Raw genomic sequence first — 13,066 nt, 5'->3', positions numbered from 1 at the left:
TTCTGCGGCGTTATCTGATAGCGCGGACGCGTTGAGGCCGCTACATTGACAACGAATTTTTGGCTCTCTGACGGGAGATGGCCTGGTATTCAGGCATCGGTCAGGGGAACCTCTTCAGGTAGAAACTGAGAAAAGACTTAAAGCTCAGCTACGCTGTATAGGATATTTTTTGGCTATAGATGCTGTAATGGGGGAAGCATGAGCACGGGAAGCCCAATGATTACTTTTCGCCGGGTTGCGGTGTGTACGATGATCGGTGTGTGGTTGGCGGGTTGTACGAACAGCGGTTCGTCTTCTGCTCCTATCAGCAGCGTCAACGGCGGTGGCGGTAGCCCGATGACGGCTGGCAGCGTTGCAGCTCCGTCTGCGCAGGCCACGCCGCAAGAGCGTATCGTTTATAATCGCAGTTATGACTCAATTCAAAAGGGCAGCTACAACGGCAGCACCTATACGGTAAAGCGCGGCGACACGCTGTTCTATATCGCCTGGATCACCGGCAATGATTTCCGTGATCTGGCGCAGCGCAACAATATCCCTGAACCCTATAGCCTGAATGTTGGCCAAACCATTCAACTTGGTAATGGTTCAGCCAATGCCGGCGGCGGCGTAGTAGCGGCCACGGACGCTACCGGTGGCGGTATTCCTAAACCACCATCCAGCAGCCAGATACAAACGGCAACGGTTGATTCTCAACCAACTAACGCGTATTCTGACAATTCGGGTAAACAGAATGTAGGTAAGATGTTACCTGCAGCAGGAGCCGCCGCGGCGGGAAGCGCCACTGCTCCTGTTACCGCGCCAGTTGCTACGCCTCCGGCGAGCAGCGCCGCCAGTAATAATTCGCCGGTCAGTACCTGGTGTTGGCCGACTGACGGTAAGGTTATTGATAACTTTTCCTCATCAGACGGTGGGAATAAAGGGGTCGATATCGCTGGCACTCGTGGGCAAGCCATTTTTGCGACCGCTGATGGTCGCGTTGTGTACGCCGGCAATGCTTTACGGGGTTACGGTAATCTAATCATCATCAAACATAATGATGATTACCTGAGCGCCTACGCTCATAACGACACAATGCTGGTCCGGGAACAACAAGAAGTGAAGGCGGGTCAAAAAATAGCCACCATGGGTAGCACCGGAACCAGTTCAGTACGTTTGCATTTTGAAATTCGTTACAAGGGGAAATCCGTAAACCCGCTGCGTTATCTTCCGCAGCGATAGATTGGGCAGAATATGCTGATATTCTGCTCGCGGTATCACGGGTAGGAGCAGCTTATGAGCCACAATACGCTGAAAGTTAACGAGTTACAGACTGATGCAGATTTCGACGAGAATGGAGTTGAGGCGGAATCATTTGATGAAAAAGCGCTGGCTGAAACCGAGGCCAGCGAGAATGATTTAGCTGAAGAAGAGCTGCTGTCCCAAGGGGTAACCCAGCGTGTGTTAGACGCAACGCAGCTCTATCTCGGAGAAATTGGCTATTCGCCTCTGCTGACCGCAGAGGAGGAAGTTTATTTTGCGCGGCGGGCGCTACGTGGTGACGTGCCGTCCCGCCGTCGTATGATCGAAAGTAACCTGCGTCTGGTGGTGAAAATCGCCCGTCGCTACAGCAACCGCGGCCTGGCGCTGCTGGATCTGATTGAAGAAGGTAATTTGGGTCTGATCCGCGCGGTTGAAAAGTTCGACCCGGAACGCGGTTTCCGTTTCTCCACCTATGCCACCTGGTGGATCCGGCAGACCATTGAGCGGGCGATCATGAACCAAACCCGCACCATTCGCTTGCCCATCCATATCGTTAAAGAACTTAACGTCTACCTGCGCACCGCGCGCGAGCTTTCACATAAACTGGATCATGAGCCGAGTGCTGAAGAGATTGCCGAGCAACTCGACAGACCGGTGGATGATGTGAGCCGCATGCTGCGTCTGAACGAGCGCATTACTTCGGTTGATACACCGCTGGGTGGCGACTCGGAGAAGGCGCTGCTGGATATTCTGGCTGATGAAAAGGACAACGGACCGGAAGACACCACGCAAGACGATGATATGAAGCAGAGTATCGTCAAATGGCTGTTCGAACTGAACGCCAAACAGCGTGAAGTGTTGGCGCGGCGTTTCGGCCTGTTGGGCTATGAAGCGGCGACGCTGGAAGACGTTGGCCGTGAGATTGGCCTGACGCGTGAGCGCGTTCGTCAGATTCAGGTGGAAGGGTTGCGTCGCCTGCGTGAAATCCTGCAGACGCAGGGACTGAGCATTGAGGCGCTGTTCCGCGAGTAGCGTCGGTTGCCTGATGAATGAAATAAAAACGGTGAGCCTGCGCTCACCGTTTTTTTATGGCTACAAAAGCGGATTAGACCAGGTTTTTCAGGCGATAAATCCATTCCAGCGCCTGACGCGGGCTCAGCGAATCCGGATCCAGCGTTTCCAGCGCTTCAACCGCCGGCGAAGTTTCTTCAGTCAGCAGCGTCATCTGGGTGGCGTCTACCGTACCGGCGGCGGTGTGGTTGGAGAGTGTTTCCAGCTCGCGCAGTTTCTGCCGTGCGCGTTTGATAACGTCGCGCGGCACGCCGGCCAGCGCGGCGACCGCCAGCCCGTAACTCTTGCTGGCGGCACCGTCCTGTACGCTGTGCATAAAGGCGATGGTGTCACCATGCTCCAGCGCGTCCAGGTGCACGTTGACGACGCCTTCCATTTTCTCCGGCAGGGTAGTCAGCTCGAAGTAGTGGGTGGCGAACAGCGTCATCGCCTTGATGCGGTTAGCCAGATTCTCAGCGCAGGCCCAGGCCAGCGACAGGCCGTCATAGGTGGAGGTGCCGCGGCCGATTTCGTCCATCAGCACCAGACTGTGTTCGGTGGCATTGTGCAGGATATTGGCGGTTTCGGTCATTTCCACCATAAAGGTGGAGCGGCCGGAGGCCAGATCGTCCGCCGCGCCGACGCGGGTAAAGATGCGGTCGACCGGGCCGATGCTGGCTTTGGCGGCCGGCACGTAGCTGCCGATATGCGCCATCAGCACGATCAGCGCCGTTTGCCGCATATAGGTACTTTTACCGCCCATATTAGGGCCGGTAATGATCAACATGCGACGTTGCGGCGACAGTGCGACCGGGTTGGCAATAAACGGCTCGCTCAACACCTGCTCCACCACCGGGTGGCGGCCTTCGGTAATGCGAATGCCTGGCTGGTCGCTCATGGTCGGGCAGGCGTAGTTGAGCGTTTCCGCCCGCTCCGCCAGGTTGCTGAGCACGTCGAGTTCCGCCAGTGCGCTGGCGCTTTGCTGCAGTTCGCCCAGATGCGGCAGCAGCAGGTCGAACAATTCGTCATACAGCGCCTTTTCAATGGCCAGCGCCTTGCCCTTGGAGGTAAGAACCTTGTCCTCATACTCCTTCAGTTCGGGAATGATGTAACGTTCGGCGTTTTTCAGCGTCTGACGGCGCACGTAATGAATCGGCACCAGATGGCTTTGGGCGCGGCTGACCTGAATATAGTAGCCGTGTACGCCGTTGAAGCCGACCTTCAGCGTATCCAGGCCCAGCTTTTCACGCTCGCGGACCTCCAGACGATCGAGGTAGTCGCTGGCGCCGTCCGCCAGGGCGCGCCACTCGTCCAGCTCGGCGTTATAGCCGGTGGCTATGACGCCGCCGTCGCGCACCAGCACCGGCGGCGCTTCAACCACGGCGCGCTCCAGCAGGTCCTGCAGCTCGTCGAACTGGCCGACCTGCGCCAGCAGCTGCTGCACATGCGACGCCTCAACGCCCTGCAGCAGCGCGCGAATATCCGGCAGTTGCTGGAAGGCGTGGCGCATGCGCGCCAGATCGCGCGGGCGCGCGGTCCGCAGCGCCAGGCGCGCCAGAATACGCTCCAGATCGCCCACCTGACGCAGCGGAGGCTGCAGATCGGCAGTCAGATCCTGTAATGCGCCAATTGCCTGCTGGCGGTTGTTCAGTACTTTGACGTCACGGGTCGGCATATGCAGCCAGCGCTTCAGCATCCGGCTGCCCATCGGCGTGACGGTGCGATCGAGGATCGCTGCCAGGGTATTTTCACTGCCGCCGGACAGGCTTTGCGTGATTTCCAGGTTACGGCGGGTGGCGGCATCCATAATGATGCCGTCCTGCTGGCGCTCCATGGTGATGCCGCGGATGTGCGGCAGCGCGGTACGCTGGGTGTCTTTGACGTACTGCAGCAGACAGCCGGCGGCGCGCAGCGCCTGCTGCGACTGTTCTACGCCGAAGCCGGTCAGATCGCGGGTGCCGAACTGCAGGTTCAGTTGCTGGCGTGCGGTGTCCAGCTCAAACTCCCACAGCGGGCGACGGCGCAGGCCGTGGCGCTGTTCGATCAGCGCCATTTGTTCGAAGCTTTCCGGGTACAGCAGCTCGGCCGGGTTGGTGCGCTGCAGTTCGGCCGCCATGGTTTCCACATCTTCCGGTTCGGCGACGCGGAAACGGCCGGAGCTGATATCCAGCGTGGCGTAGCCGAAGCCGCGCGCGTCCTGCCAGATGGCGGCCAGCAGGTTGTCCTGCCGCTCCTGCAGCAGCGCTTCGTCGCTGACGGTGCCGGGCGTGACGATGCGCACCACTTTACGCTCCACCGGGCCTTTGCTGGCGGCGGGATCGCCGACCTGCTCACAGATGGCGACGGATTCGCCCAACTGCACCAGCTTGGCTAAATAGTTTTCTACCGCATGGTGCGGCACGCCGGCCATCGGGATCGGTTCGCCCGCCGAGGCGCCACGCTTGGTCAGGGAGATATCCAACAGCTGTGAAGCGCGCTTGGCATCGTCATAAAACAGCTCGTAGAAGTCACCCATCCGATAGAACAGCAGAATTTCAGGATGCTGCGCCTTTAAGCGCAGGTATTGCTGCATCATCGGCGTGTGTTCGACGTATTCTTTGTTTTCCATAATGTTCACTGCGTTATGTTCTGATTATGCGTCATGAGCATGATGCTTACCGTAGCCACGTTGATGCGTCCTGCAAAAAGGCCAAATGCCGGCTGCTCTGTAGAGTGAAGATGTTAACAGGTGATAACGCAGTTTCAAATGCATCTGCAAGCGCCGGTGCTTTTTTCCTCCGCTTCTGCTAAATCGTTCGCATTACTGGTGCCGGTAGTGGAAAAGTGAGACGTATTTAACTGATTATTCGACGCGGATATTCCTGTTTGTGCATCACCGTCTATGATTTACCATAACCCACATATTTTTAGCCTGGCTGTATGGATACCTGATGCGTCAATTTGCCCCTCTTATTCCTCTGGTCGTTTTGCTTTCCGCCTGCAGCAGCAAGCCGGAAAATACCACCCAGCCGCCGCAGAGCCGCGCGGTGCAAGGCGGTTTCCTGTTGGATACCGATCACGTCAATCCGATGCTGTCCGGCGATTACGCCTACAACGCAGCGGCCCAGCGCTTTATCGACAAAATGGTGCGCGAGCACGGTTTTGATCGTCAGCAGCTGCATGATGTTTTTGCGCAAACCAAGCGCCTGGACTGGGTGATCCGCCTGATGGATCGTCAGGCGCCAAGGCCGACCGGCCAGCCGCCTTCCGGGCCGAACGGCGCCTGGCTGCGCTACCGTAATAAATTTATTACGTCGGACAATATTCCCAACGGCGTAGCCTTCTGGAATCAGTATGCCGACGCGCTGGAGCGCGCGCACCGGGTATACGGCGTACCGCCGGAAATCATCGTTGGCATCATCGGGGTAGAAACCCGCTGGGGACGGGTGATGGGAAAAACGCGCATTATCGACGCGCTGGCGACGCTGTCCTTCGATTATCCCCGCCGTGCGACATACTTTACCGGCGAGCTGGAAACTTTCCTGCTGATGGCGCGTAAAGAACAGCGCGATCCGCTGGATCTGCGCGGTTCTTATGCCGGCGCGATGGGATACGGCCAGTTTATGCCGTCCTCCTTCAAGGATTACGCGGTCGACTTTAACGGCGACGGACACATTAACCTGTGGGACCCTGAGGACGCGATCGGCAGCGTGGCGAACTATTTCCGCGCGCACGGCTGGCAGCGCGATGCGCCGGTAGCGGTGCCGGCCAGCGGCCAGGCGCCATATATGGAGCACGGCTTCAAGACCCGCTATACGGTCGGCGCCCTGCAGGCCGCGGGGCTGACGCCGCAGGGCGGGCTGGGCCATGACCAGGAGGTGAGCCTGCTGCGTCTGGATATGGGCAGCGACTATCAGTATTGGTTCGGTTTGCCTAACTTTTACACCATCACCCGCTATAACCACAGCACGCACTATGCGATGGCGGTATGGCAGTTGGGTGAGGCGGTCGGGCGCGAGCGGCGCGGCGGCAGCGTATTCTGAACAGCAAAAAGGGCCGGTGACGGCCCTTTTTCTTTGTTCTACAGCATGGTGTAGGCTTTTTTCAGCCCGGTGTCCTCATCTGGGTCCGCGCCTTGGGCGGGCGCTTCTGCCGTTTCCTCATCCGTCGCTTCCGTATTCTCTGCGGCGGGTTCCGGTTCGACCGGATCTGGTGCGGCTTCCGGTGGCGGCATGGTGTCATGAATCGTTTGTTCATCGAAGGTCGGGTTCAACGCCGGCGACAGCGGCGAACTGACCAGGCTGTCCGGCATCGGAATGTGCGGCAGCGGCGCATCGTCGACAAACTGCGATTCATCCTCTTTCACCGTGCGGCTAAAGCCGACAATCAGCACGCCGCACAGGGCGAAAAATACATACAGAATATTGCCGCCCAGCGGCTGGATCAGCATGCCGACCGTCAGCGGCCCGATGCTGGCGCCCACGCCGAAGGCCATCAGCAGACAGGCCGCCAGTGACACACGGCGCTCCGGCTCGACCAGGTCGTTGGCCAGCGCCACCGCCAGCGGATACAGCGTAAACTGCAGCATGCTGACGACAAAACCGATAGCCAGCAGCAGCGGGAAAGTGATGTGCGGCAAAATCGCCAGCGGCAGCGCCGCTAACACCAGCAGAATAGCGTTAAGGCGCATCAGCAGCGTACGGTTGTAACGATCGGACAGCCAGCTCAAGGGGAACTGCGCCACCAGGCCGGCGAAAATCGCCAGCGCCATAAACAGGCCGGTATGTTGGGTACTTAAATTCTGCTGGCTGGTATACACCGGTGCCAGGCCGTAGAACGAGCCTACCACCATGCCGATAACCAGCGTATTGGTCAGCACGCTGGGGATGTTGCGAATAAAGTAGAGCAGCTCCAGCGGCGCCGGCGACATATGGCGGACATTGGTGCGGGTGGTAAGGGCGATGGGCACCAGGCAGAGCGCGAAGCACAGGGCGATAATCAGCAGGGTGGTGATGCCCAGATCGGTTTGCAGCATCAGCACCACCTGGCCCAGAGACAGGCCCAGATAGGTGGCGGCCATATAGAAGCCGAAAACCACGCCGCGCTGATTGGATTCGGCCTGATCGTTAAGCCAGCTTTCCAGCACCATAAACTGACACATCATGCACAGGCCGATAATCATCCGCAGCACCACCCAAATCGGGATGAATTCGGTCAAACCGTGCCCCAGCACCGCGGCGGTAATAATGCCCGCACAGGAGACGTAGGCGCGGATATGCCCGACGCGCGCAATCAAAAAATGACCGACCTTGCCGCCGATCACCAGCCCGATATAGTTGGCGGCGGTAATGGCACCGATCAGGCCGCCGGTGACGTGAATCGAGGTCAGGCGCAAAGAGATATAGGTGGTCAGCAGCCCGGAGCCAAGCAGCATCAGCAGCGTTGTGGTATATAACGGAAAGAATACGCCAAACGTTTTTTTCACTCGCTCATCCTATCGTCATCGGCGCTGATTATTGCCCGGCCACCAGCATCCTTGTTGTGTGCGCTATTGCGTTCCGCCCGTTACCTGGGCGCATTCTCTGATACTAGCAGTTTGCTCTGCGGCTTCAAACCTTGCCGGTTTTGCGCGTCGCTGCGCAATTCATTGAGTCCGCCATCGCCGGCGCTTGATAAATGCTACTATCGGACGCATATAGCGATGATTCATTCAGGGGGCGTTATGAGCGAAGAGAGCCTGCGTAAACTTAGCGTGGCCGTCGGCGACAAATTAAAGGCAGGCGGACGCTGGATCACGGCGGCGGAGTCCTGCACCGGCGGCGGCATCGCCAAGGCGATCACCGATATTGCCGGCAGCTCCGCCTATTTCGACCGCGGTTTCGTGACCTACAGTAACCGGGCGAAGCACCAGTTGCTGGGCGTCTCCGAAAGTACGCTGCAGGTGCATGGCGCGGTCAGCGAAGCGGTAGTGCGTGAGATGGCGCAGGGCGCGCTGCATGCGGCGGACGCCGACATTGCGCTGTCGGTCAGCGGCATCGCCGGGCCGGACGGCGGCAGCGCGGCGAAACCGGTCGGCACCGTATGGTTTGGCTTTGCCGAGCGCTCGGGCCGGGTGCTGGCGTGCGAGCGGCGTTTCAGCGGCGATCGCGACGCCGTCCGGCTGCAGGCGACAGTTTTCGCACTGCAAACCGTGCTTGACGAATTTTTGTAAAATTAGGCTTGATACTGTATGACTGTACAGTATAATTAGTGACATTTCCTGCACAACATACATTCAGTGGCAGTGTGGGGTAAAACCGACATTGCGAAACGAAGGAGCAAAAATGGCTATTGATGAGAACAAGCAAAAGGCGTTAGCTGCGGCACTGGGCCAGATTGAAAAACAATTCGGCAAAGGCTCCATCATGCGTCTGGGTGAAGACCGCTCCATGGATGTGGAAACGATCTCTACCGGCTCACTGTCACTTGATATTGCACTGGGCGCCGGCGGCCTGCCGATGGGCCGTATCGTAGAAATCTACGGGCCGGAATCTTCCGGTAAAACCACCCTGACGCTGCAGGTTATCGCCGCCGCGCAACGTGAAGGCAAAACCTGCGCCTTTATCGATGCCGAACACGCGCTGGATCCGGTGTATGCGAAAAAGCTGGGCGTAGATATTGATAATCTGCTGTGTTCTCAGCCAGACACCGGCGAGCAGGCGCTGGAAATCTGTGACGCGCTGACCCGTTCCGGCGCGGTTGACGTGATCATCGTCGACTCCGTTGCGGCGCTGACGCCAAAAGCGGAAATCGAAGGTGAAATCGGTGATTCGCACATGGGTCTGGCGGCGCGTATGATGAGCCAGGCGATGCGTAAGCTGGCCGGCAACCTGAAAAACGCTAACACGCTGCTGATCTTCATCAACCAAATCCGTATGAAAATCGGCGTGATGTTCGGCAACCCGGAAACCACCACCGGCGGCAACGCGCTGAAATTCTATGCCTCTGTCCGTCTGGATATCCGCCGTATCGGCGCGATTAAAGAGGGTGATGAAGTGGTCGGCAGCGAAACCCGCGTAAAAGTGGTGAAGAACAAGGTTGCCGCGCCGTTCAAACAGGCTGAATTCCAGATCATGTACGGCGAAGGCATCAACAGCCGTGGTGAGCTGATTGACCTGGGTGTGAAGCACAAGATGATTGAAAAAGCCGGCGCCTGGTACAGCTACAACGGTGATAAAATTGGCCAGGGCAAGGCGAATGCCTGCAACTTCCTGAAGGAAAACCCGGCGATTGCCGCCGAGCTGGACAAAAGGCTGCGCGATCTGCTGCTGCACAGCAGCACCGTCGAAGCGGATGAAGGCTTCGATGGCGAAACTGAAACCAGCGAAGAGTTTTAATCGCGACAGAGGCGATACGTTCTGATTATGACGTATCGCCGCACGCCAAGGTTGTAATCCTATGAACGAACGGGTTTCCCCAAAGACCGGAAACACGCTGAATGACCTGTTAAGCCGCGCGATGCGCTTGCTGTCACAACGCGATCATAGTGAAGACGAACTGCGCCGCAAACTTGCGGCGCAGCCGTTTTTCGCCCGCGCCAAATTCTCCAACAACACTTCTTCCCCATCTTGCGATGAACCCATCGACCCAGCCGTTGTCGAACAAGTCATTGATTATTGTTATCAGCATAATTGGTTGGACGATCGGCGTTTTGCGACGCGCTATATAGGTAGCCGCAGCCGTAAGGGATACGGCGCGCAGCGCATTCGTTCCGAGCTGATGCAAAAGGGTGTGGATAAAGAGGTAGTGCAGACGGCGTTGGCCGAATGTGACATTGACTGGTGCGAACAGGCCAAAGAGGTTGCGCAGCGTAAGTTTGGCGAACCATTACCGAAAGAGTGGAAAGACAAAGCCAAAGTGCAGCGTTATCTGCTTTATCGCGGCTTTTTTCAGGAAGAAATTCAGTCGATTTACCGTGATTTTGCGTAATCATCGCACACGGGGTTTTACTTCCCTCTGAAGAAAATTTATCTTATCCCCACTTTAGTTCGTGAGCAGGCTGCCATCGTAAGGATGACGCGCGCCCTGTTCACGTATCGTTATTCTAGTCTTTCCGGGAAAAATATGAGCAAGAGCACCGCTGAGATCCGTCAAGCGTTTCTCGATTTCTTTCATAGTAAAGGTCATCAGGTCGTAGCAAGCAGCTCCCTGGTGCCTAACAATGATCCGACGTTGCTGTTTACCAACGCCGGTATGAACCAATTCAAAGATGTTTTCCTGGGGCTGGACAAACGCGCCTATACCCGCGCGACCACCTCTCAGCGCTGCGTTCGCGCGGGTGGTAAGCATAATGACCTGGAAAACGTCGGTTACACCGCTCGTCACCACACCTTCTTCGAAATGCTGGGTAATTTCAGCTTCGGTGATTACTTCAAACGTGATGCCATTGCCTATGCCTGGGAACTGCTGACCGGTGAAAACTGGTTTAACCTGCCGAAAGAAAAGCTGTGGGTGACCGTCTACGAAACCGATGATGAAGCGTTTGATATCTGGCAGAACGAAATCGGTATTCCTGCCGAACGCATCATTCGCATCGGCGACAACAAGGGGGCGCCATTTGCTTCCGATAACTTCTGGCAGATGGGCGACACCGGCCCGTGCGGTCCGTGTACCGAAATTTTCTACGATCACGGCGATCATATCTGGGGTGGCCCTCCGGGGAGTCCGGAAGAGGATGGTGACCGTTATATCGAGATCTGGAATATCGTCTTCATGCAGTTCAACCGGCAGGTTGACGGCACGATGTTGCCGTTGCCTAAACCGTCGGTGGATACCGGCATGGGGCTGGAGCGCATTACCGCGGTACTGCAACACGTTAACTCCAACTACGAAATCGACCTGTTCCGCACCCTGATCGCTGCGGTCGCCAAAGTGACCGGCGCGACCGATCTGGATAACAAATCTCTGCGCGTTATCGCCGACCATATTCGTTCTTGCGCTTTCCTGGTTTCCGATGGCGTTATCCCGTCTAACGAAAACCGTGGCTATGTACTGCGCCGCATCATTCGTCGCGCGGTACGTCACGGCAATATGCTGGGGGCGAAAGAGACCTTCTTCTATAAACTGGTTGCACCGTTAATCGAGGTGATGGGGCCGGCAGCCGAAGAGCTGAAGAGCCAGCAGGCGATGGTCGAGCAGGTGCTGAAAACAGAAGAAGAGCAGTTTGCCCGTACGCTGGAGCGTGGTCTGGCGCTGCTCGACGAAGAGTTGTCCAAGCTGCAGGGCGATACGTTGGATGGCGAAACGGCTTTCCGTCTGTATGACACCTACGGCTTCCCGGTTGACCTGACCGCTGACGTTTGCCGCGAGCGCGGTCTGAAAGTTGATGAAGCCGGTTTTGACGAGGCGATGGAAGCGCAGCGCCGCCGTGCTCGTGAATCCAGCGGTTTTGGTGCGGATTACAACAGCATGATTCGCGTTGATGGTGCCAGCGAGTTCTGCGGCTATGACCATGATAAGCAGCAGGCCAAGGTTACCGCGCTGTTCCGTGACGGCCAGCCCGTTGATGCTATCGCTGTCGGTGAAGAAGCCGTGGTGGTGCTGGACAGTACGCCGTTTTATGGCGAGTCTGGCGGCCAGGTTGGCGATAAGGGCGTGTTGAAAGCTTCGGCGGCGGAATTTGTCGTCGGCGATACGCAAAAATATGGTCAGGCGCTCGGCCATCAGGGCAAATTGGTACAAGGTTCGCTGAAGGTCGGCGACAGCGTTGCCGCCGAGATTGACCAGGCGCGTCGCAACCGCATTCGCCTGAACCACTCTGCCACTCACCTGCTGCACGCGGCGTTACGCCAGGTGCTGGGCGAACACGTGGCGCAGAAAGGCTCACTGGTTAACGATAAGTATCTGCGTTTCGACTTCTCTCATTTTGAAGCGATAAAGCCTGAACAGCTGCGTGCGGTGGAAGATTTGGTCAACCAGCAGATTCGTCGTAATCTGCCGGTGCAGACCGAGGTGATGGCGCTGGATGATGCAAAAGAGAAGGGCGCGATGGCGCTGTTTGGTGAGAAGTACGACGACCATGTGCGCGTACTGACCATGGGCGACTTCTCTACCGAGCTTTGCGGCGGTACGCATGCGGCCCGCACCGGCGATATCGGCCTGTTCCGTATTCAGAGCGAGTCTGGTACGGCTGCGGGGATTCGTCGTATTGAAGCGGTAACCGGCGAAGGTGCAATTGCTTCACTGCATCAGCAGAGTGATTTACTGCAGGAGGTTGCCCACCTGGTGAAAGGTGATAGCAACAACCTGACGGACAAAGTGCGTGCGGTGCTCGATCGCTCTCGCGTGCTGGAAAAAGAGCTGCAACAGCTTAAAGACCAGCAGGCGGCGTCGGAAAGCGCTTCACTGTCCAGCAAAGCGCAATTGGTCAACGGTGTGAAACTGCTGGTTAGCCAGTTGGATAACGTCGAACCGAAAATGCTGCGAACCATGGTTGACGATCTGAAAAATCAACTGGGTTCTGCAATCATCGTTCTGGCTACGGTTGCTGACGGTAAAGTCAGCCTGATTGCTGGCGTGACCAAAGATCTGACCGACCGGGTAAAAGCCGGCGAGCTGATCGGCAGCGTCGCCCAGCAGGTAGGTGGCAAGGGCGGTGGTCGTCCGGATATGGCGCAAGCGGGGGGAAGCGACGTCAACGCCTTGCCTGCGGCATTAGGCAGCGTAGAAGCCTGGGTGGCTTCGAAACTGTGAATATAAATAAATAGCCTAGCTGAACGCCATAACTCATTGTTGATTATGGCGTTTTTTCAGTGTGCTA

Annotated in this window: 9 protein-coding genes; 7 read left to right on the top strand and 2 right to left on the bottom strand. The window is 57.2% G+C overall.

The window, feature by feature from the left end; genetic code table 11:
• Nucleotides 1-216: 216 nt before the first annotated feature.
• A complete protein-coding gene (gene nlpD, locus FO014_RS05855) occupies nt 217-1,218 on the top strand; it encodes a murein hydrolase activator NlpD (protein WP_201282919.1) in 1,002 nt (333 codons plus the stop codon).
• Nucleotides 1,219-1,272: 54 nt separating this feature from the next.
• Nucleotides 1,273-2,271, top strand: coding sequence for an RNA polymerase sigma factor RpoS (gene rpoS / locus FO014_RS05850; RefSeq protein ID WP_105229836.1), 999 nt, complete (start codon nt 1,273-1,275; stop codon nt 2,269-2,271).
• 73 nt (nt 2,272-2,344) lie between these two features.
• Here the strand turns inward: rpoS and mutS are convergent, their stop codons facing one another.
• On the bottom strand, nt 2,345-4,897 hold the full coding sequence (mutS, locus tag FO014_RS05845; RefSeq protein ID WP_160028267.1) for a DNA mismatch repair protein MutS: 2,553 nt from the start codon (nt 4,895-4,897) through the stop codon (nt 2,345-2,347).
• A 322-nt stretch (nt 4,898-5,219) separates the two neighbouring features.
• Here mutS and mltB point away from each other — a divergent pair, with 322 nt between their 5' ends.
• Nucleotides 5,220-6,311 carry a lytic murein transglycosylase B gene (gene mltB, locus FO014_RS05840; protein WP_160028265.1) on the top strand — a complete coding sequence of 364 codons (1,092 nt, stop codon included), beginning with the start codon at nt 5,220-5,222 and terminating at the stop codon, nt 6,309-6,311.
• Between the two features lie 38 nt (nt 6,312-6,349).
• On the opposite strand, the gene FO014_RS05835 is transcribed toward mltB, so the two are convergent.
• Nucleotides 6,350-7,753 carry an MFS transporter gene (locus FO014_RS05835; RefSeq protein ID WP_160028263.1) on the bottom strand — a complete coding sequence of 468 codons (1,404 nt, stop codon included), beginning with the start codon at nt 7,751-7,753 and terminating at the stop codon, nt 6,350-6,352.
• Between the two features lie 237 nt (nt 7,754-7,990).
• On the opposite strand from FO014_RS05835, the gene pncC reads away from it, so the two are divergent.
• The 4 genes from pncC (at nt 7,991) to alaS (ending at nt 12,999) form a co-directional block, all read left to right on the top strand.
• Nucleotides 7,991-8,479: a nicotinamide-nucleotide amidase gene (gene pncC / locus FO014_RS05830; protein ID WP_160028261.1), complete on the top strand. Its 489-nt coding sequence runs from the start codon at nt 7,991-7,993 to the stop codon at nt 8,477-8,479.
• Between the two features lie 112 nt (nt 8,480-8,591).
• Nucleotides 8,592-9,644, top strand: coding sequence for a recombinase RecA (recA, locus tag FO014_RS05825; protein ID WP_160028259.1), 1,053 nt, complete (start codon nt 8,592-8,594; stop codon nt 9,642-9,644).
• A gap of 97 nt (nt 9,645-9,741) precedes the next feature.
• Nucleotides 9,742-10,236: a recombination regulator RecX gene (recX, locus tag FO014_RS05820; protein ID WP_160031364.1), complete on the top strand. Its 495-nt coding sequence runs from the start codon at nt 9,742-9,744 to the stop codon at nt 10,234-10,236.
• Nucleotides 10,237-10,371: 135 nt separating this feature from the next.
• The gene (alaS, locus tag FO014_RS05815; RefSeq protein WP_160028257.1) at nt 10,372-12,999 is read left to right on the top strand and encodes an alanine--tRNA ligase; all 2,628 of its coding nucleotides are present in this window, start codon (nt 10,372-10,374) and stop codon (nt 12,997-12,999) included.
• The last annotated feature ends 67 nt before the right edge of the window (nt 13,000-13,066 follow it).

Origin of the sequence: Serratia rhizosphaerae (genome assembly GCF_009817885.1) — a bacterium.
Taxonomy (GTDB): Bacteria; Pseudomonadota; Gammaproteobacteria; order Enterobacterales; family Enterobacteriaceae; genus Serratia_B; species Serratia_B rhizosphaerae.
This window is presented reverse-complemented; position numbering and strand designations above follow the sequence as displayed.